This is a genomic window from Brenneria roseae subsp. americana (genome assembly GCF_003115815.1).
Classification (GTDB): domain Bacteria; phylum Pseudomonadota; class Gammaproteobacteria; order Enterobacterales; family Enterobacteriaceae; genus Brenneria; species Brenneria roseae.
Window position 1 is genome coordinate 353,499 of sequence record NZ_QDKJ01000003.1, and the last position, 25,479, is coordinate 378,977.

General features: G+C 51.7%; 21 protein-coding genes. 12 read left to right on the forward strand and 9 right to left on the reverse strand.

All coding sequences use genetic code 11. From position 1 onward, the window contains the following. Window positions 1-169 precede the first annotated feature (169 nt). Entirely contained in the window at window positions 170-2,098 is a 1,929-nt protein-coding gene (locus tag B4923_RS05650) for a bifunctional 5-dehydro-2-deoxygluconokinase/5-dehydro-2-deoxyphosphogluconate aldolase (RefSeq protein ID WP_109053375.1), read from the reverse strand. Between the two features lie 644 nt (window positions 2,099-2,742). On the opposite strand from B4923_RS05650, the gene B4923_RS05655 reads away from it, so the two are divergent. Together B4923_RS05655 and iolB are read left to right on the forward strand one after the other, a co-directional pair. Next, complete coding sequence (locus B4923_RS05655) at window positions 2,743-4,254, forward strand: CoA-acylating methylmalonate-semialdehyde dehydrogenase (protein ID WP_109053444.1); 1,512 nt, start codon at window positions 2,743-2,745, stop codon at window positions 4,252-4,254. A gap of 299 nt (window positions 4,255-4,553) precedes the next feature. Then, entirely contained in the window at window positions 4,554-5,375 is an 822-nt protein-coding gene (gene iolB, locus B4923_RS05660) for a 5-deoxy-glucuronate isomerase (protein ID WP_109053376.1), read from the forward strand. Window positions 5,376-5,485: 110 nt separating this feature from the next. Here the strand turns inward: iolB and B4923_RS05665 are convergent, their stop codons facing one another. Then, on the reverse strand, window positions 5,486-6,349 hold the full coding sequence (locus B4923_RS05665) for a MurR/RpiR family transcriptional regulator (protein WP_109053377.1): 864 nt from the start codon (window positions 6,347-6,349) through the stop codon (window positions 5,486-5,488). A gap of 366 nt (window positions 6,350-6,715) precedes the next feature. Between B4923_RS05665 and iolD the strand changes: the two genes are divergently transcribed. The 5 genes from iolD (at window position 6,716) to B4923_RS05690 (ending at window position 13,655) form a co-directional block, all read left to right on the forward strand. Then, a complete protein-coding gene (gene iolD / locus B4923_RS05670; protein ID WP_109053378.1) occupies window positions 6,716-8,656 on the forward strand; it encodes a 3D-(3,5/4)-trihydroxycyclohexane-1,2-dione acylhydrolase (decyclizing) in 1,941 nt (646 codons plus the stop codon). 740 nt (window positions 8,657-9,396) lie between these two features. Beyond that, the gene (gene iolE, locus B4923_RS05675; RefSeq protein WP_109053379.1) at window positions 9,397-10,293 is read left to right on the forward strand and encodes a myo-inosose-2 dehydratase; all 897 of its coding nucleotides are present in this window, start codon (window positions 9,397-9,399) and stop codon (window positions 10,291-10,293) included. A gap of 120 nt (window positions 10,294-10,413) precedes the next feature. Continuing rightward, window positions 10,414-11,535, forward strand: coding sequence for a Gfo/Idh/MocA family protein (locus B4923_RS05680; protein ID WP_109053380.1), 1,122 nt, complete (start codon window positions 10,414-10,416; stop codon window positions 11,533-11,535). 237 nt (window positions 11,536-11,772) lie between these two features. Beyond that, window positions 11,773-13,170, forward strand: coding sequence for a sugar porter family MFS transporter (locus tag B4923_RS05685; RefSeq protein WP_109053381.1), 1,398 nt, complete (start codon window positions 11,773-11,775; stop codon window positions 13,168-13,170). Window positions 13,171-13,223: 53 nt separating this feature from the next. Continuing rightward, window positions 13,224-13,655 carry a PTS mannitol transporter subunit IIA gene (locus B4923_RS05690; protein ID WP_109053382.1) on the forward strand — a complete coding sequence of 144 codons (432 nt, stop codon included), beginning with the start codon at window positions 13,224-13,226 and terminating at the stop codon, window positions 13,653-13,655. Window positions 13,656-13,866: 211 nt separating this feature from the next. Here B4923_RS05690 and B4923_RS05695 read toward each other — a convergent pair whose 3' ends face one another. From B4923_RS05695 to B4923_RS05705, 3 genes are all read right to left on the reverse strand, one after another. Continuing rightward, complete coding sequence (locus B4923_RS05695; RefSeq protein ID WP_109053383.1) at window positions 13,867-14,502, reverse strand: TetR/AcrR family transcriptional regulator; 636 nt, start codon at window positions 14,500-14,502, stop codon at window positions 13,867-13,869. Window positions 14,503-14,674: 172 nt separating this feature from the next. Beyond that, entirely contained in the window at window positions 14,675-15,700 is a 1,026-nt protein-coding gene (locus B4923_RS05700) for an AI-2E family transporter (RefSeq protein WP_170116012.1), read from the reverse strand. A 225-nt stretch (window positions 15,701-15,925) separates the two neighbouring features. Continuing rightward, on the reverse strand, window positions 15,926-17,047 hold the full coding sequence (locus tag B4923_RS05705; protein WP_109053385.1) for an MBL fold metallo-hydrolase: 1,122 nt from the start codon (window positions 17,045-17,047) through the stop codon (window positions 15,926-15,928). Window positions 17,048-17,384: 337 nt separating this feature from the next. On the opposite strand from B4923_RS05705, the gene B4923_RS05710 reads away from it, so the two are divergent. The 5 genes from B4923_RS05710 to B4923_RS05730 all read left to right on the forward strand — a co-directional run bounded on the left by B4923_RS05710 (window position 17,385) and on the right by B4923_RS05730 (window position 21,702). Beyond that, complete coding sequence (locus B4923_RS05710; protein WP_109053386.1) at window positions 17,385-18,047, forward strand: DUF3313 domain-containing protein; 663 nt, start codon at window positions 17,385-17,387, stop codon at window positions 18,045-18,047. A gap of 152 nt (window positions 18,048-18,199) precedes the next feature. Further along, on the forward strand, window positions 18,200-18,832 hold the full coding sequence (locus B4923_RS05715; protein ID WP_109053387.1) for a paraquat-inducible protein A: 633 nt from the start codon (window positions 18,200-18,202) through the stop codon (window positions 18,830-18,832). Further along, window positions 18,825-19,448, forward strand: coding sequence for a paraquat-inducible protein A (locus tag B4923_RS05720; RefSeq protein WP_109053388.1), 624 nt, complete (start codon window positions 18,825-18,827; stop codon window positions 19,446-19,448). The genes B4923_RS05715 and B4923_RS05720 overlap by 8 nt, the downstream gene beginning before the upstream one ends. Next, on the forward strand, window positions 19,445-21,097 hold the full coding sequence (locus tag B4923_RS05725; RefSeq protein WP_109053389.1) for a PqiB family protein: 1,653 nt from the start codon (window positions 19,445-19,447) through the stop codon (window positions 21,095-21,097). The genes B4923_RS05720 and B4923_RS05725 overlap by 4 nt, the downstream gene beginning before the upstream one ends. Beyond that, entirely contained in the window at window positions 21,094-21,702 is a 609-nt protein-coding gene (locus B4923_RS05730) for a PqiC family protein (RefSeq protein WP_109053390.1), read from the forward strand. Before B4923_RS05725 ends, B4923_RS05730 begins: the two co-directional genes overlap by 4 nt. Before the next feature lie 13 nt (window positions 21,703-21,715). On the opposite strand, the gene B4923_RS05735 is transcribed toward B4923_RS05730, so the two are convergent. Genes B4923_RS05735 through B4923_RS05750 form a run of 4 tightly spaced genes read right to left on the reverse strand, consistent with a single transcriptional unit; the run spans window position 21,716 to window position 25,476 of the window. After that, the gene (locus tag B4923_RS05735; protein ID WP_109053391.1) at window positions 21,716-22,660 is read right to left on the reverse strand and encodes an ABC transporter ATP-binding protein; all 945 of its coding nucleotides are present in this window, start codon (window positions 22,658-22,660) and stop codon (window positions 21,716-21,718) included. Next, a complete protein-coding gene (locus B4923_RS05740) occupies window positions 22,657-23,652 on the reverse strand; it encodes an ABC transporter ATP-binding protein (RefSeq protein WP_109053392.1) in 996 nt (331 codons plus the stop codon). The genes B4923_RS05735 and B4923_RS05740 overlap by 4 nt, the downstream gene beginning before the upstream one ends. Before the next feature lie 2 nt (window positions 23,653-23,654). After that, window positions 23,655-24,518, reverse strand: coding sequence for an ABC transporter permease (locus B4923_RS05745; protein WP_109053393.1), 864 nt, complete (start codon window positions 24,516-24,518; stop codon window positions 23,655-23,657). 1 nt (window position 24,519) lies between these two features. Further along, complete coding sequence (locus B4923_RS05750) at window positions 24,520-25,476, reverse strand: ABC transporter permease (RefSeq protein ID WP_109053394.1); 957 nt, start codon at window positions 25,474-25,476, stop codon at window positions 24,520-24,522. Window positions 25,477-25,479 lie beyond the last annotated feature (3 nt).

Consider the following 25,479-nt stretch of genomic DNA (forward strand, 5'->3'; position numbering starts at 1 on the left):
TAAAATTACTTTATGGAAAAATAATTTTATTTTGAGAACGAGATCAAACTATTCGAAACAAGCGGCTAAAGGCAAATGCGCCGGGGTGAAAGAGGGACCCGGCATCGTAGCGGACAATTGCGCGGGACGGCCATTTCCCCCGCGCAAAGACATGTCGTTACGGTCGTTTTCAGCGATTTGCGGGACGATAAGTTCGCCAGTAACCGATAAGCCTGAGGAAATTCTGTTTCACTTCCTCTACCACTTGAGCATCATCCAGCTCGCCCCTGAACCACTTAGTCGCCGGTTCGCCAAAAATCGTCCTCCCCACCGCGAATCCTTTCACCCACGGTGCGTCCGCCGCCGCCGCGAAACCCGCTTTCAGGGTGGCTTCCGGCGCATCCAGCCCCAGGATCAGCACCCCACGGCAGTGGCTGTCATGACGTTCGATGATCTGGCCGATATCCCGCCAGCCCGCCGGTGAAAGCGGCGGCAGCTTCCACCAGTCCGGTAGGATCCCCAGCGCATAAAAGCGCGACAGGATCTGTCCGTAGTGACTTTCGTCCCGATCCGGATTGTCATTCGGCAAAATCACTTCCAGCAACAGTTCGTGACCGGACTGGCAGCAGGCATGATATACCTCGGAGATTAGCGCCTCCTGCTCCAGCCGCATCGCCTCGCTATCCCTGGGATGATAAAACACCAGGCATTTCACCACGTGTTCCAGCGGCCAGCTCACCAGTTGCGAGCCGATGTCGCCATGTTCCAGACGCAATGGCCGCGACCCCGGCAACTCTATCGGGCGTCCTATCCACCATCCCTGGCCGGTGATATCGTTAAGGGCAGCCTGGCCGTATGTCGTGTCCGCCAGGATACCGCTATTATCGCTCAACTCTGCCTCGGCGGCAGCGGCTTGAGCCCCCTGCAACAGCAACAGTTTCAGTTGGCGGATATCGTTCTCGTCCCGCCCGGCGGCATGGGCCATGTCCATCAATTGCTTGCGGTGATCAAATGCAAATACGCATAGCTCGGGCCACTGCTGCTTGCGGGTGGTCACACGGTGCAGATGATTTAACTGCACATCTTTATCCGGTCGCGGCACCGATTTCTCACGCAACAGATAGTCGTCCAGTTCAAGACGAGTCGGCATCGCCGGCGCACAGCCGTGGCGGGACACCACCAGCGCGCCGCAGGCATTGGCGTAACGGCAGGCTTGTTCCCAACCCTCATCGTTGAGATAACCGCGCAACAGACCGGACATAAAGGCGTCTCCCGCCCCCAGCACATTCAGCACCTCCACCCGGACACCGCTGTAGAGCGCCACCGCATCCCAACCGGCCGGGATCTCGCCTTCAAATACCGAACATCCCTGCGCTCCCCGTTTGCAAACCAGGGTCGCCTGACTAACCTGACGGACATTGCGCAGCGCCGTCAGCGTATCGGTGCTGCCGCCGGCAATATGAAATTCTTCTTCGGTACCGACAATCAAATCGAAATGGTGCAGCACTTCCTGTAATTCACGGGTAACACGCTCGGAAGGGATAAAACGGGTCTCGCCGTCCCCAAGGGCGGTGAGGCCCCAGAGTACCGGCCGGTAATCGATATCCAGCGCCCGGCGCAGACCGTGACGCTGAGCGTACTCCAGCGCTTTGAGCACCGCGGCGCGGGTATTGGGATGGGAAAGATGGGTGCCGGTTATCGCCACCGCCCGGCTGGAAGCGATGTAGTCCTCGTTTATATCATCGGGGCTCAGCGCCATATCCGCGCAGTTATCACGATAGAAAATTAACGGAAACGTCTCCTGATCTTTTACGCCTAAAATCACCAGCGCCGTCAGCCGCTTTTTGTCGGTAATAAGATAACGGGTGTCCACGCCGGCGCGCTGTAATTCCTCGCGCAGGAAACGGCCCATATGCTCGTCGCCCACCCGCGCCAGCATGCCGGACTTCAGGCCCTGGACCGCCGTGCCATAAGCGACATTTCCCGACGATCCGCCCAGGTATTTGGCAAAGGTAGTCATATCTTCCAGTCGGGAGCCGATTTGTTGTCCGTACAAATCGAGCGCGATGCGCCCGATGCAAATGACATCAAGCGTCTTTTGCTGCTGCGCTGTACCCATAATGTGTAGTCCCCTTATCAATAAAAAGCTTGGGAACATTATGAGGAATAAAAATTTCATTTTCAATCATGTTAAAACAAACCCCCCTCACAAAATGTAGGGTGCTGATAGCCTCTATGTGACCATTTCATTATAACCTGATGATATTCAGCGTTATTAAAAAAAACAGTAATCGTGCAGTTCAATATAAATAAACACGCTAACTCATTTTAATATCATGTTTAATATGACTATTTTATAAAAAATCACGTTTTTTCCATTCACTGGAACGCGTCAGGGAATGGAAATTTCATTTTTTTTGATCAACCTCCCACAAATAGAATTTTTATTCTAAAATTGGTTTTTATAAAACATTACAACCCTATAATGCCGTCAGTAGCCCGCGATACCTCTGCCTGAACGCGGCGCCCGGTTGCCCGTTCGCCAAAAGGCACCATTGGCAGTAATGACGGCGTCCTGCCGACCGGCAAAAAAACAAAACCGATAAAAAGGTCAGCCAGATCCGTTGGTTAGCCGGACAAAAAATAGAGGGAAATGATTTTTAAATAAGCAGCAGGACTGCATGGCAGCCAAGGTATAAGCCGTTGGGCATGACGACGCCTGACAAACGAAAGAGAGCTTTACTAATGATGGAGTGAATGGATATGTCTACAGTGAAAACATTGCAGTATTTGGTCGACGGCCGCTGGCTCGATTCCAAAACTACCCGCTTTATGGACGTGCATAACCCCAGTACCGGCGAAATTATCGCCAAGGCGCCCTGCTGCACCGAGGATGAAGTGAAAACCGCCATTGCCGCCGCCCGTAAAGCGTTCCCGGGCTGGTCGAATACGCCGGCGATCAAACGTGCGCAAATCATGTTCCAGGTTCGCGAATTGCTGATTAAGCATGAGGAGCGCCTGACGGAGCTGGTCGCCAAAGAAAACGGCAAAGCCTGGGGCGATGCCCAGGGAGACGTGCTGAAGGCCAAAGAGGGAACTGAACTGGCCTGTTCTATTCCGACATTATTAGCCGGTGAAAGCCTCATGGACGCCTCAGCGGGAATTGATACCACCCTGTATCGTGAACCGATTGGCGTATTCGCCGGTATCGTGCCGTTCAATTTTCCCGCCATGATCCCTATGGGCTGGATGGCCCCGCTGTGTATCGCTTCCGGCAATACCATAGTAATTAAAGCGGCCAGCATGACGCCGATTACCTGTATGGAAATCGCCAAGCTCTACCAGGAAGCCGGCGTGCCCGACGGCGTCATTAATATTGTGACCTGCTCGCGCAATGAGGCCGATTTGTTCCTTACCCACCCAGATGTCAACGGCGTCTCTTTTGTCGGCTCGACCTCGGTGGGTCTGCATGTCTACTCCAAAGCGGCGGCGCACGGTAAACGCGTCCAGGCGCTGTGCGAAGCTAAAAATCATGCGTTGGTGCTGGCGGACGCGCCCATTTCCCGTACCGCGGCGGGCATTATCAATGCCGCCTTCGGCTGTGCGGGAGAACGTTGTATGGCATTGCCGGTGATCGTGGTCCAGGAAGAGATCGCCGATCGGCTGATTGCGGCCGTCCTGGAAAAAGCGCAAGCGCTGAAGGTGGGGCCGGGCTACCGCAAAGAGACGGATATGGGGCCGGTTATCTCCGCCGAACATAAAAAATCGGTGGAAAATTGGATAACCAAGGGGATCGAAGAAGGCGCCGAACTGGTGCTGGACGGCCGCGGCTATAAAGTGGAAGGGTTTGAGAACGGTTATTATGTCGGTCCGACGCTGTTCGATCGTGTAACCGAGGAGATGAGCATTGGCACCGAGGAAATTTTCGGACCGGTTCTCTGTTTCAAACGGGTGAAAGATTTTGAAGAAGGCCTGCGCGTGATGAACCGGAATCCGCTCGCCAATGGTTCGGTGATCTTCACGCAGAACGGCCATTATGCCCGGGAATTCCAGAAACGGACCCACGGCGGCATGGTGGGCATCAATGTGGGTATTCCGGTACCGGTCGGCGTATTCCCCTTCTCGGGCCATAAGAACTCATTCTTTGGCGATCTTCACTGTCTGGGCAAAGACGGCATGCGCTTTTATACCGAAACCAAGTGCGTCACCAGCCGCTGGTTTGACGAGGAAGAGCGTAAACGTGAAAAAGTGGATTCCTGGGACGGCACGATCTAATCGGCATTATTGATTTTGATTAAGCGTTACGGGGCCGTCATTTGACGGCCCCGTTTGCGAAACGGCATGAGAATTGCGATATCCGTCCCTTCCCTTTTTCCTTCACTTCTGGTTATCCGCCAGAATTGTGCGACGCTTCTCATTAAATTAAAATTTCATAACAACTAATTTGAAATATTTATTCCATAAGGATATGGTGATAAAAATTTCGACACCGTTAGCCACGATCCCTCATTCGCCTTAGTCGGGCCGTAACCAGGACGTCGGGGCGGTAGCGTTGATTTGGACAGGAGGATTATGTGACCACATTATTATCAAAGTACCATGCAGGAGACGCCAGCGGACGTATCCAGCACATTACCCCGGCCAATGCCGGCTGGCGTTATGTCGGTTTTGATGCCTATCTGCTTAAACAAGGACAAACGTTGGATCTCGACAGCGGCGACCAGGAGCTTTGTCTGGTACTGGTGGCAGGTGTGGCCACCATCACCACCCGCCATGCCGAATTCCGCGATATCGGCAAACGCATGAGTCCTTTTGAACGCATACCGCCCTATTCAGTTTATGTACCTCACCACGACCAGGCGCATATCATCGCGCAAACCGATTTGGAACTCGCGGTTTGCCGGGCGCCCGGCAACGGCGAGTTACCGGCGCGGCTGATCGCCCCGGACGATGTCGGGGTGGAACAACGGGGTAAGGGACGCAATAAACGGCTGGTTCATAATATTCTGCCGGAAAACGACCCGGCGGATAGCCTGTTGGTGGTAGAGGTCTTTACCGCGGAAGGTGATACCAGCTCCTACCCCAGCCATAAACATGATACGGAAAATTCGGCGCATGAAACCTATCTGGAAGAGACCTATTATCATCGCCTCGACCCTGCGCAGGGGTTTTGCCTGCAACGGGTTTACACCGATGACCGCTCACTTGACGAATGCTTGCCGGTGTACGATCGCGATGTGGTAAAAGTCCCGCGTGGCTACCATCCGGTGGCCGCCATCGCCGGTTACGACAGCTATTATCTTAATGTTATGGCCGGTCCGGTACGGAAATGGCAGTTCACCTGGGAAAAGGATCATGCCTGGATCAACTCAGCGGAGTATCCCAGAAAACCATAGCTCTGACAGGTTTTGCCGTTACCCGGCGTAAAAAATAAGCAGGAAGAGGGTCATCAGCCTGAAGCGCCCCTAAAGGGCGCTGCTTATCAATCCGGGATCCATGCGGGGCATCAGCTGGCTTTTTGCGTATCGTCGGACAGGTGGGTGGCGCTTTGCATCGCCAGAGACAGCATCAGCGTCTGAGACAGACACATGGAAGAGATCTGGGAACGGAATCCGTCCACTTGCGCCTCGCGCACCACAAAGCAGACTTCGCTGAATGCGGCCAGCGGACTGACCAGACTATCGGTAATGGCAATTTGCTTGGCGCCGCTTTTAGCCCCCATGGAGACCAGTTCCACCACTTCCTGAGCGTACGGCGAATAGCTGATGGCGATCACCACGTCATCGGGCTGTACCATGCTTAGCTGTTCGGAAAACATACCGCCCAACCCGTCGATCAGAAAAGCGCGACGATCCAGATGCCGCAAGGCGTAGGTTAAATAAGAAGCGAGACTGAAAGAGCGACGCAACCCGATAACATAGATGGTATTGGCATTCGCCAGGAGTTGCACCGCCCGGGATAAATCCTCTTCCTTGATCTGCCCCGGCAGTTGCTGCAACGCCAGACTGTTGACCATGCTGAACATGCTCAGTATTTCCATCGGCGTTTCCGGCGCATCGGCCTCTTTACCAGCGGTCTGACGGAATAACCGGGCGCGTTCGGTATAGCTGACCGTATCCTCCATGATATGTTGACGAAATACCTGTTTCATTTCATTGAAACCGTCAAAACCAAACGCGTTGGCAAAACGAATCAGCGTCGAGGGGGGAACATTGGCTTTTTCAGCAATGGAAGCAATCGTATCGAAAGGGATACTGGTACTATTGTCCAGCATATAGCGCGCCACCTGCTTCAATCGCTTACTGAGCGTATCGTAGCGGTTACGTATATCATCCTGCAATGACGAGAGTTGGGAAGAAGAAGTTGTCATGAAAACGGCACACCGTGAATTTCAGCAAAAGCGCTTATCTTGATTATTACGATTGAAAAATTCAAATCAACCTATTATTGAAAATATCTCGTCATTTTATTAAGTACATCAAGCTTGCGCTCCCGAAAGACGCGGCCTGGTCAAGACCGCTTCAGAACTTCCAATATTTGACCTTTATCCCATAAATGAAATTAATATTTTATTTTTGATTTTTTACGAACAAATAAGTTCATATAATGGCGCTATGGTTTCATCATCCGATTCGTCACAACATCATAACCCTACGTCTTTCACGGATCCCTTTATGACCGGCGGTTATTCTGGTCGGCGGGACTTCCCTCAGACCAGGGGCAATGGAAGGGAAACATGAGCAAAATCAGATTAACCGTGGCACAGGCGCTGGTGCGTTTTTTAGATAATCAATATGTCGAGGTTGACGGCGTCGAAACCAAATTCATTAAAGGGATTTTTGCCATCTTCGGTCATGGTAATGTCTTGGGACTCGGGCAGGCGTTGGAGCAGGATTGCGGACAACTGCACATCCATCAGGGCCGTAACGAACAAGGCATGGCCCACGCGGCCATCGGCTACGCCAAGCAGTCTTTGCGCCGGCAAATATACGCCTGCACCTCTTCCGTCGGTCCCGGCGCCGCCAATATGATCACGGCGGCGGCCACCGCCACCGCCAACCGCATTCCCCTGCTGCTGCTGCCCGGTGATGTTTACGCCACCCGCCAGCCCGATCCGGTGCTACAGCAAATTGAACAGTCTTATGACCTCAGTATCAGCACTAACGACGCTTTTCGCACCGTGAGCAAATATTGGGATCGGATTTCCCGCCCCGAACAATTGATGAGCGCCTGCATCAGCGCTCTGCGTGTTCTGACCGACCCGGCGGAAACCGGCGCGGTCACCCTGTCCCTGCCGCAGGACGTCCAGGGCGAATCTTATGACTATCCTGATTATTTCTTTCAAAAACGGGTACACCGCATCGAGCGACGCCTACCTACGGCAGCGATGTTGGACGAAGCGAAAGAATTGTTGTTACGTAAAAGCAAACCGTTGTTGATTTGCGGCGGCGGCGTTCAATACTCGGACGCCGGACAGATGCTGCGGGATTTTGCCGAACGTTATCGCATCCCCTTCGCTGAAACCCAGGCAGGAAAAGGCACGTTGATTTCCGACCATCCGCTGAATGTCGGCGGTATCGGCGAAACCGGAACTCTGGCCGCCAACCTGCTGGCCAAAGAGGCGGATTTAATCATTGGCGTCGGCACCCGCTATACCGATTTCACCACCTCTTCCAAATGGATCTTCCAGAATCCGGCGGTTTCGTTCCTGAATCTCAACATCAATCGTTTCGACGCCTTCAAACTCGACGGTTGCCAGGTCACCGCGGACGCGCGCGAGGCGTTGCGCTCCCTCAATCAATATCTGGCGTCGGAAGACTGGTGCGCGGACTGGGGAGATCGTATAGCCGAGGTGCGTAACCAATTGCAAACGGAACGGGAACGCGTTTATGCCATTAATTACACCGGCGACGATTTTGTGCCTGAAATCGACGATACCCTCGATCACAAGTCCGTCTTTGCCGAATTCAACCGTATCACCGGTTCGCTGCTGACCCAGAGCCGGGTGTTAGGCATCGTCAATGAAACCATCCCGGAAGACGCGGTGATTGTCGCCGCGTCGGGCAGCCTGCCGGGGGATTTGCAGCGCATCTGGCGTACAACCTCCCCCCAGAGTTATCACGTGGAGTATGGCTACTCTTGTATGGGATATGAAGTCAACGCGGCGCTGGGCGTTAAAATGGCCGAGCCGGCCCGGGAAGTATATGCCCTGGTGGGCGACGGCGCTTTTATGATGTCACATTCCGAACTGGTTACCTCTATTCAGGAAGGCTGCAAAATCAATGTGGTGCTGTTCGACAATATGACCAACGGCTGCATCAACAACCTCCAGTTGGGACACGGTATGCAAAGTTTTTTCACCGAATTCCGTTTTCGTGATAAATCGCCATCCCGGCTTGACGGCGCCCTTGTACCGGTGGATTTCGCCAGGATTGCCGAGGGTTACGGTTGTAAAAGCTACCGGGTCACCACGGTGGAGGAGTTACATCATGCGCTGGAAGACGCCAGACGCCAGACCGTCTCGACGCTGATTGATATCAAAGTACTGCCAAAGACCATGATCCACGGTTATTTCAGCTGGTGGCGGGTCGGCGGCGCGCAGGTATCCGCCAGCGCTGATATACAGGCCGTGGCTCGCATGCTGGCAGAGAATATCGGCAAAGCCCGTCAATACTGAGCATTGCCTGCCCGCACCCCGGCGGTTATGTCCCCATAAACCGCCGGTGATGCGGCGCCGGCTAACATAGCGCCCCCTATCTCCGACAGCGGCGGCGCCAACCCAATTGGCATCCGTGGTTCAACTGATAGCGCACCCGCGTTTTCGCTTTATTCCCGACGCTTTTTTCAAACAATCGTATCGCTGTCCCATCCATGTCTTGGATAGCGGTGGGTCTGGGTATCATCCTGCGCAACGCAAATTAATCACAGCGCGAAAGCTTGCTGATGAAGTGATAACACCGACGACCAATACTCTTACAAAGGGCTCAGATGACGAATAAACAAAATAAATATTTTATGATTATTTAAATAGAAAATTTAATTTTTAAAAAATTTTGATGGAAAAATGCATTACACTGATTATTCAGCATCATTTTTGGTCATTTTTTTAACAATTATTCATGCCAGTCTGAATAAAACAGATAAAAACATGGCAAAATATATCAAATAATATACTTATAAAACATACGTTTATTACAAAACAATCTGCAATCCTCTCCGAGCAAGGAAGAGGAAATTCAGCATCGGATGCAAAAAATAGCCTTCAATATATGATCTTTATCTCATAACGGAATATTTTTTCTGCATTAAAATCTTATGAAAGATATATTCTTTAATAAGAACTAAGAATGCTATGAATCGGTTTACGCGCAGCGAGCAGGCGCGTGGGATATTCGCTCTATTCGAGGTGTATTTATCATGGACAAAAACAAAGTCAAACTCGCCATTGCCCCCATCGGCTGGACCAATGACGACATGCCCGATTTAGGAAAGGAAAATACATTCCAGCAGACGGTCAGCGAAATGGCGCTGGCCGGTTTTACCGGTAGTGAAGTGGGCAGTAAATATCCACGGGATCCCAAGGTTCTTAAACCGATGCTGGATATCCGCGGCATTCAAATCTGCAATGCCTGGTTCAGTACTTTTTTTGCTGACGAACAAAAAGGCAAAACCATCGATGAATTCATCACTCACCGTGACTTTCTTCATGCCATGGGAGCGAAAGTCATCGGCTGTTCCGAACAGTCGCGCAGTACCCAGGGTACGCCAAAGCCGGTACTGGAAGGCCGTCCTACCTTCACCGATAAAGAATGGCGACTGGTGGCAGATGGCTATAACGAGTTAGCGGATCTCGCCGCTGAAAAAGGAATGACCGTCGGCCTGCACCACCATATGGGCACCGGCATTCAGACAGCCCAGGAAATCGATCGCTTCATGGACCTGGTGGATGACGATGTTTACCTGCTCTATGACACCGGCCATGCCTACTACTCGGAAGGTTCACAGGAAGCGATGCTGCAAATTCTGGAAAAATACCTGCCGCGCATTAACCACGTCCATCTGAAAGATGTGCGGGATGAGATCGTGGCCGAGGTTCGCGCCCATAAGCTGAGCTTCCTCGACGGGGTAAAAAAAGGGACCTTTACCGTACCGGGCGACGGGGTGATTGATTTCAAACCGGTGTTTAAGCTGCTGGAAGATTTTGGTTACGAAGGATGGATCGTAGTGGAGGCAGAACAAGATCCCGCCAAAGCCAATCCCTTTGAATATGCCGTTAAAGCCAGACGCTACATTCGCGAGGTCGCTGGCCTTTAGCGCCGGAGCGCCGCGCATTGATGATGTATTACTTCTCCGCAAGGCCTGTTTTGCCTTGCGGTTATTGGCTACCCGCAGTGATGCATTTTGCGGGTTAAGTAAAAATATGGAGAGCCGCTAATGAAAGAAATCAAAATTGGACTAGTCGGTACGGGTTATATTGGACGTTGCCATGCCATCGCCTATGCACAGGCACCCACTGTTTTTCCTTTAAAAGGGAAAATAGTGAAAGAAATGCTAGCGGAAATAAATGAAGAATTGGCAGAAAAAAAAGCAAAAGATTTTGGTTTTAATCGTTATACGGCGGACTGGCATCAGTTGGTCAGCGATCCGCAAATCGACGTCGTCGATATTTGTGTTCCCAATTTTCTCCATAAAGAAGTCGCCCTCGAAGCCATCAGGCATGGCAAACATGTCTATAGCGAAAAACCGTTGGCGCTGACGACTGCCGATGCCAGTGAAATGGTGGCCGCCGCCAAAAAGGCCAACGTCAAGACGCTGGTGGGTTTTAACTATATGAAAAACCCGGCGGCACAGTTAGCCAGGCAAATTATTGAAAATGGCGAAATTGGCGAGATAGTGCATTTTTACGGTACTCATAACGAAGATTATTTAGCCAGTCCCCAGACCCCCATTGACTGGCATTGCAAAAAAGCATTAGCCGGTTTAGGCGCGTTGGGAGATCTTGCCGCGCATATCGTTAATATGGCCCATTATCTTATCGGCAATATCAGTGAAGTTGCCGGCGATATGGCAACCGTTATTGCCGAACGCCCCGATCCGCACGATCCAACTAAACGGATTAAGGTGGAAAATGAGGACCAGGCAAGTGCGTTAATCCGTTTTGAATCCGGCGTCATGGGGGTTATTGAAACCTCACGAATCGCCAGCGGCAGCAAAATGGGATTAACTTATGTGGTAACCGGAACCAAGGGCTCAATTGCCTACACCCAGGAAAGAATGGCCGAATTAAAACTCTATCGGCATGACGACCCGGTGGAAAGACAAGGTTTCAAAACTATTTTAGTCGGACCTTCTCATCCTGACTATGCTCCCTTCTGCGTCTCTGCCGGTCATGGATTTGGTTTCAACGATCAAAAAACTATCGAAATAAGGGATTTGATTAACGGTATTGCCGCCGGCGACAAGATGTGGCCCGATTTTGAAGAAGGGTTACGAGTCTCTCAAGTATTGGAGGCTATCGCCCACTCAGCGCAGGAACGCCGATGGGTTAAGATTTAACACGAGACAATAATAAAAGGGTAATAAGCGCAGCAAATAAAACCTTCGTTAGCAATCAGATTAATATAAAACTTTTTATCAAATTTATTTGCCTTATAAAAATTATTTTAGACAAATAATAACTCACAGTGCCAAAAGCCCTCATTACCTTTGATTTATGAGATGTTAACACCATGAGCATGAGTATTTTAAAGGGTTTTTTGGCATCACCTGATTAACTGAATAAAAGGTAAAGACATGTCGCTAATTATGGAACTCAATATACAACAAAGAAAACGATTACACCAAATAACATTGGTCGCTACGTTCGGTGGCTTGCTCTTTGGTTATGACACGGGTGTTATCAATGGCGCTTTCCCTTCCCTAAAAGAAAACATGGCTCTCACACCGACAACTGAAGGCCTCGTCATGAGCGTACTTTTAGTCGGGGCCGCGCTTGGTAGTGTCTGCGGCGGCAAACTGGCCGACTATTTTGGCCGACGAAAATATTTATTATATTTATCATTCGTTTTCTTGTTCGGTGCCATGATGTCCGCAGCATCACCCAATATCACCAGTCTATTGCTTGCCAGGTTTTTACTCGGTTATGCCGTAGGCGGAGCATCGGTTACCGCGCCCGCGTTCATATCCGAAATAGCCCCAACCGAAAGGCGAGGGAAACTCACTGGGTTAAATGAAGTAGCCATTGTTATCGGCCAATTAGCCGCGTTCGCGATTAATGCCGTTATTGGTTACGTTTGGGGGCATCTCCCCGATGTTTGGCGGTATATGTTAATTGTTCAGGCGATACCGGCCATAGGTTTGCTTATCGGCATGTGGAGTTCGCCAGAAAGTCCCCGCTGGTTGATTAGCAAAAATCGACGGGAAGAAGCATTATCCATTTTAAAACAAATTCGGCCAGCGGAAAGAGCGGTTAAAGAATTTGAAGATATCGTGACGTTGATTAATATCGAAGCAGAAAAGAAACTGCATTCTCAAGGCGCTCTGTCAATCATTATCCACACGCCATGGATTTTCAAATTACTGCTGGTTGGTATCGCCTGGGCCGCGGTGCAGCAAACAACCGGGGTGAATGTTATTATGTATTACGGTACGGAAATACTCCGCACCTCGGGTTTTTCCGAAAGAATGGCGTTGATATGCAATGTGTTAAACGGCGTTTTTTCTGTCGGTGGCATGCTAATCGGGGTTATCTTTCTGGTTGACCGGTTTAAACGGAAGACACTGATTATTTCTGGTTTTGCCCTCATGGCGACATTACATCTGATCATCGCCGCGGTTGACTATTACCTGGTTGGCGATGTAAAAGCCACGGCTATCTGGCTGCTGGGCGCATTATTTGTCGGCGTTATGCAAGGCACCATGGGTTTTCTTACCTGGGTGGTATTAGCTGAACTCTTCCCGTTAAAAATCCGTGGGCTATCCATGGGCATTTCGGTATTGTTCATGTGGATTATGAACGCCATCGTCAGCTATTTATTCCCGGTACTTCAGGCGAAACTCGGCCTGGGACCCGTATTCCTGATCCTTGCCGTCATAAACTATCTGGTTATACTATTTGTCGTATTCGCATTGCCAGAAACATCGAATAAATCATTAGAGCAATTAGAGGAAGAACTGTCTTCAGGAGCGTAGTAAAAAAGGTTTGACTCGAAGTAAAATGAATTATCTCGAAAAGGAGACAGAATATGATAGATGATATTACAATCGATAACCTTCATTTAGGTTGCCAGGCAAAAAACAAAGCTGAAGTTTTATCGATGGTAGGTAATTCTTTCAAAGAAAAAGGCTATGTCAGTCAGGATTGTATTGCTTTTCTCAATGAGAGAGAGCAACAGGTGTCCACGTTCCTGGGAAATGGCATTACCCTTCCTCATCTACCGAAATCAGCCACAAATATCATTGTTAAAAAGGGCATTGAGATTTTTCAATTTCCTGATGGCGTTATTTGGGATAGAAGTAATGTGATGTTCATTACCATTGGTGTTATCGCTAAAGAGAAACAGCATATCGATGTACTAAAACAAGTCGCATCGATTTTTAGTGATGAAGTCATTGCTAATGCGCTCTCGCTTATTTCAAATAAACAGGATTTTCTCCGTATTCTTAATCGGGGGTAGTGATAAAGCATACTCATAGATACCGACCTGTATGCCGGTATCTATGAGTAAAACGAACGCCATGAGAAAGAGAAAGAAATAGCCATTCCGGAAAAACGGGCATGCTATTACAAGGACTGCTCTGTTAAAAATCCCGAAGCTACGACAGCTTAAAACAGAGACTGGCGCGCGCTCTACCTGAAAAGGGATAGCAAGAAGAAATAGCCGGATATTATTTTTTATTGCCTTCCTGCCGAGGTAATGCGCCATAAAGAAAAAGCTGGACACTGTTCTTAACCATCTTTTGGATCTGCCGATGCGTAAAATTCGGCAGTTCACGCTGAAGGATTATCACATCAATTTCAGCTTTAACCAGTGAGGTAAACTGCTTCGCCCGAAGCATTGGTTCTCCCTCAATCAATTCGCCTTTCTGCATGGCATCGGCCATGACCTGAGCGAGTTTTTCCATGCTTTCCTGGATGCCGGATTCAAGAAACAGGTTACCAATATTGGAATGCCCGGCTTCCCCCACCACCACACGGTAAATTTGCATGGCCTGATTATCGCCGCCAAGAACCTGAAGCATACCCTCGCCAAACTGCGTCAGCTTTTGTTCAAGGTTAAGCTCTTCACTGTTGTTCCCTGTCAATTGCGTCGCTGCCTCTGTCAGAAAACGGGTACTGTGAGTACGCACTACCGTTTCAAACAGCTCTTCTTTCGATGTGAAATAGTTATAAAGCGTCGCCTTAGAGCCTCCGACTCGCTTTGCGACCTCGTTCATTGATGCGCGCTCATACCCCATTTCCTGGAATAGCTGCGAGGCGGCATCGATTATTGCCAGACGCCGTTCCTCTGTCAGAGTTCTCATTCTACCTCCCTGGGTTAGTCTCTGCTGTTGCGTTAATAATTAAGAAGCAGTGTGATAAAACAATAGGCTACCAAATTACCAAACAGTTCAGTTTACTAACTGTAAGTATATCATATCGCTGCATTGTATGAAAATGAAGCAATGTCAGTGAGTTAGCTGTCACAAGGAGCCACTATCCTTCCAGCAGGCGGGCCAGCGTCTTTCCCCCCTCAACCTGTTCTAACGCCAGTTTGAGCATCATAGTGAGAGGAACGGCCAACAGTACGCCCGTCATCCCCAGTAACCCCTCCCAGACCAGAAGCGAGATAATAATGACACTGGTGGACATGTTGAGATTGCGCCCGAACAGATACGGCTCCAGCACCCAGCCCAGTAGCAGGTTGATTAAGAGAATAATGGCCAGCGCGGCAGCACCGGTACTGAACCCGTTGAAAACAAAGGCCTGAATCAGTGGAGGAATGGAAGCCACCATCGAACCGACCACCGGAATGAAGTTAAACAGAAAAGCGACAACGCCCCAGAGGAAAGCAAACTTCACCTGCAACAATGACAATACGCCCCAAACGGCCAATCCATTCACTGCGCTGATCAATGTTTTCAACGCCAGATAATGGGATACGCTGGCAATCCCCTGCCGAACCATCTGCATTTCAGGCGATGTCGCCCGAAACAGTTTTTGGCATTTCGCCACCAGCGATGGAACTTCAATCAACATGAAAATCACCGTCAGGAAGATGACTAACATGGCGGAAAAAAGGCTCGATATTCCGCTGAGCATGCGTGCGATCAGCGACAGGAATTGTCCCGGGTTAACCAGTGATACTGCCGCTTCCGGCGTCAACGACAATCCCATGCTCTGCAACGGTAGCCAGCTATCGGCCAGCTGTCGGGTAAGTAGCCCCTGCATCTGCATGCTCATCTGGTTAAACTCCGGCAATGCCGCAACAAGTTTCAGCAATGTGTATACCAGCGCCATCAACAAGACAAGGCCTAACAGAACCACAATTAGCGGGCGCGGCAGCCGCGTACGGCACAACAAGCTGACCACCGGTTCCAACACGATCGCCAGGAAAAGCGCCAGCAGCAATACCGACAGAATCGATGCCGCCATGTGAATTCCCATCATGATAATCACCAGAGCAGCCAGCAACAGCAGGCGTTGAAGCAGTTTATTATCCGTGCGAATCGGTATTCTCATCGTCGTCCTTCTCATTATCGTGTCTGCAAATAACACCAAGGATAAGTATATAAGAAAACAGCATTTTCTCAGAATTTTCAACGCAGAACCGTGTTCTCGGCACGCCCCGCGCGGAAATCAGGCAGGGTTACCGGCCTATTCAGCCTATTTACGGTTTGACTCTCAACGTTGAACCGGCCAGAGCATCTTGTCTGCGCTCACTCTGGCGAATTGATGCTGCTGGCGTTATTTTGAATTTTCCGCACGACTGACCACCGTTTCCCACCAGCGAGGGAAAGGCGGCTGTTTTTCATCCATATTGACCGTTTGGCCTATCATGGGAGTCAGTAATTGATACGCTTTATTTTCACTGGCCGTGGCTAACCGTTTAAGCGGGTCATACCAGGTATGATGGGCGAGTTTGAATTTACTGTTATGTGAGGGAATTATCGCCGCGGCGTTCAGATCCTGAGCGGCCTGTACGGTTTCTTCAGGCATCATATGAATATAACGCCAGTTTTCGTTATATTGACCGCATTCCAATATGGCTAAATCAAAAGGCCCGAACCGATCGCCAATCTCTTTAAAATGAGGGCCATAACCACTATCGCCGCTGATATAGAGTTTGCGCTGCGGGGTGATTAGCGCAAAGGATGCCCAAAGCGTTTTATTTCTTTCCAATAGACGCCCTGAAAAGTGACGGGCAGGCAATACGTGAATTGCCAGATCCTGTTCAAGCTGAACCGTATCGAACCAATCGCCCTCATGTATTTTTTGCTGATCAAATCCCCATTGAATAAAATAGCTCCCCACGCCCAAGGGTGAAACGATATGATTAATTTTTGCTTTCAATTGCATTATCGTGGGGTAATCAAGGTGATCCCAGTGGTCGTGTGAAATCAGCAGGTAATCGATATCCGGGATATCATCTGCGGTATAGATATTACTGCCGTCAAAAGCTTTATTCATCCCTGGAACCGGCGCAGCGCTGGCGCTGAATACCGGATCGATCAGAATACGTTTACCATCTATTTGCAGAAAATAGGATGAGTGCCCCATCCAGATGACCAGAGATTGATTTTTATCCAGCGCGTGCAAATCAGTCTTGATGGAAGGCAGCGGAACGCGCGGGATCGCATCAGCATCAGTCCCAAAAAGAAACTTTGCCATCGTCACAAAGGGATGACTTCCGCCGGTCAACTGTGGCGTGGCCGCTAAATTTCTAAACCCTTCATCATGATAAAAAGATGACTGTTTGAGTCTTTCAAGTTCAGTCCCCGACGGCAATTGGCCGAACTGAGGCTGTTTGAGATAGGCGTATATTGTTACCGCCATAATTAACGTAACAATCAGTAAAATCGTCATCATTTTAATGAAATACCTGCCTGGATAACCGATAAAAAATACCTCTTTCTCTTCAATAAAAAGAGAACACCTTGTTTTATCTTTTTAGATAAAGCGCCTCACACCATAAGGTGGCCTCCGCCCCCGCCTCTTTCAACTTACACAAAGATAATTAAACAAAGTAGTACATTTTCTTGACACTTAAATAATTTCAATGCAAAACTAAACCGTACAGTCGTGTTTTGTTGATTTTATATACTCGCTCGCCGTGTTAAATACGGCCCTGATGAGACAATAAAAACAACTTAAACAATAGGTTACATCTTCACTGATGGTGCTTTCTTCATACAGGATATTTCACATGTTCACATTCTCTAAGGTCTCTCGTTCTGCGGTTTTGACTCTGGCGGTTGTGTTGGCGGGCTGTGCCGGAACCCCACCCGTTCATTATTCTGGTATCAGTTCCTCATCCCAATTGAAACCTAATACTGATGACAAATCAGACCGTATTCCTTATCGCTATTCCACCGCTGTCGATTGGAAGAAATACACCAACATCATCATTGATCCCGTTGTCGTCTATCAGGGAGCAGATAACCAGTTTGATGATATTTCACAGGAAGATCGGCAAGCACTGGCAACCTACATGCACGATACCTTCAGTAAAAACCTGCGTCCGCGCTTCAGAGAAGTTACTGCTGCATCACCAGACACACTTAGGCTGAAACTGACGCTGACCGGTGCCGACACCACCACCCCGGTTGCGGGTACTTTTACCAAATTCGATCTGGCCGGCGGCCCCTATAACATCGTGCAGTCTATCCGTGGGAAAGAGGGATTGCTTGACGGTTCTGTAAACTATGCCGTTGAAATTTATGACGCCACAACCAATACGCTACTCAATGCCTATGTGGCAAAACAGTATCCGAACGCCATGAACGTCGGCGCCACCATTGGTTCACTGAGTGCTGCGGAAGTCGGGTTGGATAAAGGAGCCGAAGAACTGGCCGACATGCTGAAATAAGCCGGACGCCGATGAGACAAATCGCATCATCCGGCACCAGGGAAAAAGCACAGCACCACGCATATAACCAATAACAGTGGCGGCAGATAACCGGTTAACCACGCGGGTTATCTGCCGTTCATTTCTTACAGAGATCTTGTCAGATTGACACTATGAAAACATATCCCCATCTGGTGGTCTGTACACATTGCGACAGCGTGTACCAACACCGGGCGCTCAACGTTGACGAAGTCGCCCGGTGCGAACGCTGTCAGGCGATCCTGTATCGTTCCGGACGGCTTAATACCGAACACATGCTGGCCTTGACGCTGACGGCAGCCGTTACCTTTGTCATGGCTAACGTCTACCCGGTTATCAGCGTCAGCTTTCATTCGGTACAGCAGGCTGCGACCATGTGGCAGGCCGCGCTGGCTCTGGCGAATGGTACGACCTTCCCGCTGGCGATATGCACATTGTTTTTGCTGATTGTCGCTCCTTTTTTGCAAATCACCCTCTTCGGATGGATCGTGTTCTTCGCGCGAAATGGCCAGTGTGCGCCGGGTTTCATCAGCTTAATGAAAGTGCTTATGTGGCTGCGTCCCTGGAGCATGATTGAAATCGGAATGCTGGGATTCCTGGTGGCGGCAATCAAACTTTCCGGTTTTTTGCAGGTTATTCCGGGGGCGGGATGTTGGGCCATGCTGGCGTTAATGCTGTTCATCATCTTAATCAACAATCAGGATCTTCGGCCGCTATGGATGCTTATGCCGGATCGCCATCAGAGTAAGGCGGCGCAGCATGGCTAACATACCGTATGCCCGGCAAATCAATGTGACGGCCTGTCATGTCTGCGGTCTTGTCTGTCAGCATGACGCCGCAACGGATACTGCGGCCGTCTGCCCGCGCTGCCATTCCCGTCTGACCTATCGGCACCACGACAGTCTGACCCGATCCGCAGCGCTGCTGATCTCAGCTATGATCTTTTATATTCCGGCCAATGTTCTGCCCGTGATGTATACCAGTATGTTCGGCAATGGCAGCGAGAGCACCATCATGGCGGGCGTCATCGATTTCTGGCGCGGCGGCTCTTACGGTATTGCCCTGCTTATCTTTACCGCCAGCGTGGTGATCCCTTGTCTGAAATTCCTGATCCTCGCGTTCCTGCTGCTCGCTTCCCGGCGGCAACGAACCTGGGCGATGCTCGAACGGGCAAAGCTCTATCGAATGACGGAATGGATTGGCTACTGGTCCATGCTGGATGTGGTGGTCATCGCTGCCGTGTCGTCTCTGGTCAGATTTCAGTCCTTCAGTGAAGCCGAACCACGCAGCGGCATCCTGTTTTTCGGTCTGGTCGTTATTTTGACCATGCTGTCCGCTATAAATTACGACCCTCGTCTTATCTGGGAAGGTGATGTGAAATGACCCACGAATCTCCACAACCCGGCGATCCCACCATTATCCGTCGCCGCTGGCAGGTATCGCTGATCTGGCTTGCCCCCTGCATTGCACTGCTGACCGGCGCGTCCATGTTGATACATACCTGGTTCTCATCCGGTCCGGAAATCATCATCTCCTTTCAGACCGCTACCGGTCTTGAAGCGGGCAAAACGGCGGTCAAATATAAAGACGTAACGGTAGGGATGGTTAAGAACATTACCTTAAGCGATGACAGCGAGCAGGTTCTTGCCACCGTACAACTCAACAAAAGCGCAGAAAATCTGGCGCGCGCCAACTCGCGTTTCTGGGTAGTCCGCCCGCGAGTGGGCATTGAAGGGGTAACCGGCATTGATACCCTGCTCTCCGGCGCCTACATTGGCGCAGACAAGGGAGATTCGCCGCAGACAAGCCGACGATTCACCGGTCTGGAATCCCCTCCCGCGATTATTAACGGTATGCCGGGTTCCCGTTTTGTCGTGCAAGCCGACGATTTAGGATCGCTGGATATTGGTTCACCGGTCTATTATCGCCGCGTTCAGGTCGGCCGCATTGCGTCATACCAGCTAAGGGATGATGGTAAAGGTATCAATCTACAGGTATTTATTGATACGCCTTATGATCGGTTTGTTACACCCGATACTCGTTTCTGGAATGTCAGTGGGATGGACCTGTCCGTCGGCGCCAACGGTTTCCGGCTTAGAACACAAACCGTCGCGGCCATCATGGCGGGAGGCATCGCCTTTTACACACCTGAAAACAGCCAGAAAGCACGCCAAACCCCTTCGAAAACAGAGTATGTGCTGGCCAGGGATCAGGAATCTGCGATGGCGCCGCCGGACGGCCCGGCAATCACATTCAAACTGCGTTTTGAACGCTCGCTGCATGGCCTTGAGATTGGCGCCCCCGTTGAGTTTTCCAGCATAAAGATTGGTCGGGTCGTTGCCGTCGAACTGGATTACAGCGCCACAGGCTATCGGTTCCCAACGGTGGTAAGCATTGAGGTCTACCCCAATCGGCTCGGCGGCGTATTGGAGAAACTGCCAAAGCAGAGAAAAGCGCTGGAAGACGAGACGGCCGAATTTACCCGTGATTTGGTTGATCACGGCCTGCGCGCTCAGGTCACCGCCAGTAATCTGCTGACCGGACAGCTCTATATTTCCCTCGATTTCGTCCCCGATGCGACGAAAATCCCGTTTGACATGAATGCTCGTCCACTTATGCTGCCGACATTCAATGGTGGCTTCGACCGGCTACAGGAACAGATGGCAAGCATTATCGGCAAAGTCGATAGCATGCCGCTGGAATCCATTGCGCATAACCTGAATACCACGCTGTCAGGGGTGAATAAAACGCTCAATCAGGTCAATGGCCAGACATTACCCGAAGCAAATCAGCTACTGAAACAAATGAGGCTGACAACCCTCAGCGCCCAGAGTCTGCTTGCCGACGACTCTCCTTTTCTGATCGGCGTGATGCAATCTTTGCAGGAAGTCCAGCGTACCTTGCGGGCAATACGCAGTCTGACCGATCAGATCGATCGACGTCCTGAATCACTGTTACGAGGCCGTCCTGGCGATCCCGATCTGCCCGATGCCACAAACACTATTCCGCCCAAGAAAGGTTCGAACAAATGATCGCGATCCCACGACTCTGCTTCTTTACGCTGATGATCTCGCTGGCGGCCTGCTCCTCGCCGTCAGTCCGTTACCATACGCTGGTCGCCCCTTCCTCTGAGGACGTGAAAGCGATACAGCCCGCGCCTTTTTTCATCGCCGTGTTGCCTGTCGGTGTCCCCACACAGCTCGACATGCCGCAGATGGTGGTACGTCAGGGTAAAAACGACGCCCTTGTGCTGGAGAATGAACGCTGGTTAAGTCCGCTGGGCGATGAAATCCAAACGTCATTATCCACAGAACTGGTTAAACGGCTGGATACTCAGGATGTCTCCGGACTGGCGCGAACGGAAGCAATACCGGTAATCAAAATTCTGGTTCAGGTCCGGCGTTTTGATACCTGGCCCGGTCAGTTTGTCAAATTTGAAGCAGACTGGAGCCTGAGTCTGGTGAATGGCGAAAAACGCAAGCGGCTGGTATGCAGCAGCCAGTTCACCGAAAATGCCCCGGGAGGATATACCGATATGTTCCTCGCCCAGCAGCAGGTCATCGCCCGACTGGCAACCCGGATTGCATCAACAACGCGCCAGTGGGCAGGCGATGGCGAGGAACGCTGTAATTTGTAACATGAGCATTGGATTAGCGCGGCGTGCAGGCCACACGGTGATGCTCGCTGACCCAAAACTCTTGCGCATGATGAACACGGCAACGCGCTTCTGCGCCGGACGCCGGTACGTCAAACTGACAGCCGCTGTCTGCAATTTCCTTTTGTTCAACCTGAGCGGCGGTCTGTTTCAGCCACGGATGGGCTGGCGGAATCGATGCCAGCAGCAAGCGCGTATAAGGGTGGCGAGCCTGCGAAAATAGCGTCTCCGCCGGCGCTTCCTCCACAATACGGCCCCGATACATCACGCCAATCCGATCGGCCAAGTGATACACCACGCTCAAATCGTGGGAGATAAACAGATACGCCACCCCTTGCTCGCGCTGTAGCGCCAGTAACAGATTGAGAATTTGCGACTGGATAGACACATCCAACGCCGACACCGGTTCGTCACACACAATCAATTTGGGTTGCAGCACCAGCGCGCGGGCGATGCCGATACGCTGACGCTGGCCGCCGGAAAACTCATGAGGAAACCGCCCTGCATCCGCTGGCGTAAACCCGACCCGCGTCAGTATCTTCGCCACCTGTTCTTTACGCCACTGACCGTCGCGTATGCCATGAATAATCAGCGGCTCCTCAATGCTGTACCCCACGCTGCGTTTGGGATCCAGCGAGGAGAGCGGGTCCTGGAATATCATTTGCATATCACGTCTTAGCTGTCGGCGCTGGGCTGAACTCTGTCGCCGCAAATCCTGGCCGGCAAAGTGCAGTTCGCCAGCGTTGGCCGGCGTCAGGCCAAGTATGCTGCGGCCCGTGGTACTTTTTCCACTGCCGGATTCCCCCACCAGCGCATAGGTTTCGCCGGGAAAAATATGGAAACTGACATTATCCAGTGCCACTACGCTTTTTTTCCGCCACCCTCGCCCAACCCGAAACGTTTTACGCAGATTTTTCACGGTTAACAGAGGTTCGATCATGAAGGGCCCCCAATGCTATCGGCTTTCCAGCAGCGCACCAGATGTCCGGGTTTATCGGTGCCGGACAGCACTGGCGGCGTAGTATGACAACGGGCGTCGGCCAGCGGACAGCGCGGCGCAAAACCACAGCCGACCGGCGTGCGGGTAAGCGGCGGTACGCTGCCGGCTATCTCGGGCAACTCGCCTTTGCGCGATGCGTTGAGATTGGGCACCGCACGCAACAGCGCCTGAGTGTAAGGGTGCCGGGCATCATCAAACAGCGTGAAAACATCCGCCTGTTCCACAATCTCGCCCAGATACATCACGATCACACGCTGGCACATCTGCGCCACAACCGATAGATCGTGCGTAATCAGCATAATTCCCATGTCGGTCTCGGTTTTCAACTGCTCCAGCAGCGCGAGAATCTGCGCCTGAATCGTTACGTCAAGCGCGGTCGTCGGCTCATCGGCAATCAGCAGCGCCGGTCCGCAGGCAATGGCGATAGCAATCATAACCCGCTGACGCATACCGCCTGACAGCCTGTGCGGGTAGGCCGCGGCACACCCGGGCGGATCGGGCATACCGACCTGAGCCAACAGTTCAAGCACGCGCGCTTTGCGCGCCTGACGCGATAGCAAGGTGTGCTGCCGCAGGCTTTCCTCGATCTGAAAGCCGATGGTATAAACCGGATTGAGACTGGAAAGCGGGTCCTGAAAAATCATCGCCAGCGCATTGCCGCGCAGGCGCCGGCGCACGTCATTCGACGGGGAGAGCAGCGGCTGGCCGTTCAGGCAGGCTTCCCCCCCGACCCGGCAGTAACGCTCCGGCAACAGCCCCATCAGCGCTTCGGCGGTTACGCTTTTGCCACAGCCCGACTCACCGATAATGCCCAGCGTTTCATGCCGTTCCACCTCGAAGGAGAGTCCGCGGACAGGATGCAGCAGGTCAGACTGCGCGGCAAACGTCACCGTCAGGTCTTTCACGGACAGTAGTGGTGTTTCACTCATCATGTTCACTTTGGCGTCGTCACCGTATTCAGCAGTCGGGTAATTCTGCGTGAAAGCGGCTTAATAGTGGGATCGGAGAGATCGCGCAGGCCGTCTCCAATCATGTTCAGGGCCAGGATCAGCAGCACGATGGCAATACCGGGGTAGAAGGTCATCCACCAGCAGGTAAAGATCACCTTTTTACCCTCCAACAGCAAATTCCCAAGGCTGGGCGTTGGGGCCGGGATGCCGGAGCCAAGAAAGCTCAGCGCCGCTTCGGTGAGGATCGCCACCGAAAATATCCACGATATCTGGATAATCAGCGGCGATACCACATTAGGCAGGATGTGCATCCAGATAATCCGGCTGCTCTTCGCGCCCTGCGCACGCAACGCCTCTATGTAATTTTTCTCTTTTATGACCAGCGCCGACGCCCGCATCACGCGCGCGACCGACGGGACATAAACCAGAGACAGCGCCAGCACGACATTAGACGGATTAGGGCCAAGGATGCCGACAATGGCAATCGCCAGCAGCAGCGAAGGAAACGCGAACAGCCCGTCGCAAACCCGCATGATGACCAGATCCAACAGCCGATACCAGGTACACAGCAGGCCGATCAGCGTACCAATAATGCCCGAAATCAGCGCAACGGCACCGCCAACCGACAGCGATATCTGTACCGCAATGGCCACCCGGACAAAAACATCACGACCAAAGTTATCGGTGCCGAACCAGTGCTGGCTACCGGGCGGCGACAGCCGCTGCATCGGGTTGAGGGCATAGGGATCGTAAGGGCTGAATAGCGCCCCGCCCACCGCAACCACCAGAATGACCAGCAGAATGGCTATCCCCGTCGTCAGTAGCCAATTGGAAAGCAACTTTTTCATCTCACTCCTTCTCACCTGACAGGCTGATGCGTGGATCAACCGCATGTCCCAGCACATCGACAGCCAGATTGATCAGGACGTAGCTGGTGGTGATTAACAAGACCGCCCCCTGAATAACCGAAAAATCGCGGCGCTCGATCGAATCAACCACCAGTGAGCCGACGCCAGGAATACCGAAGACGCTCTCAATGACAATCGTCCCCGTCACCAGCGAACCAAAGGATTCACCGCAGATAGTCAGGATCGGCAGCAACGCGTTTTTTAACCCGTGGCGCAGCAACACCCGATACTCGGGTATGCCTTTGGCCCGTGCGGTCTTGATATAGTTTTCACTCAGCACGTCCAGCATGACCGCCCGCGTCATGCGGGCAATCAGAGCGGCGATACGCAACCCCAACGCCAGCGCGGGCAGCGTCATATACCACAGATTCAGCAGCATATCGCCTCGGGTGGAGCTGTATCCCACCACCGGAAACCAGCGCAGTTGCACGGCAAAAAAGAAAATCAGGAACAGGCCGAGTAAAAAACCGGGAATCGACATCCCCACGGCCACCAACCCCATAATCAGGCGATCCAGCAGCCTGCCATGTTGCCAGGCGCTGAGCACGCCAGCGCCCAGACCAAGCAGCAGAGCGATACCCTGCGCATACAGGGCAAGCGCCAGCGTAGGTTGCAGATGCTGGAGAAAAAGCGACAGCACGCTGGCATTCATAAAGAGCGAGTGGCCGAGATCGCCGCGCAACACCGCGCCAAACCAGACGACGAACTGTGTCAGCAGCGGTTTGTCGAGTCCCATTTGCTGGCGTAGCACGGCGATATCGTCCGGGCTGGCGTCGTTACCCAATATCACCAGCACCGGATCGCCAGGCGCCAGATGCACCAGGCAGAACACCACCACGGATACCACCAGCAACACCGGTATCAGCGCCAGCAGACGATGGAAAAGGAACCATCCCATTCG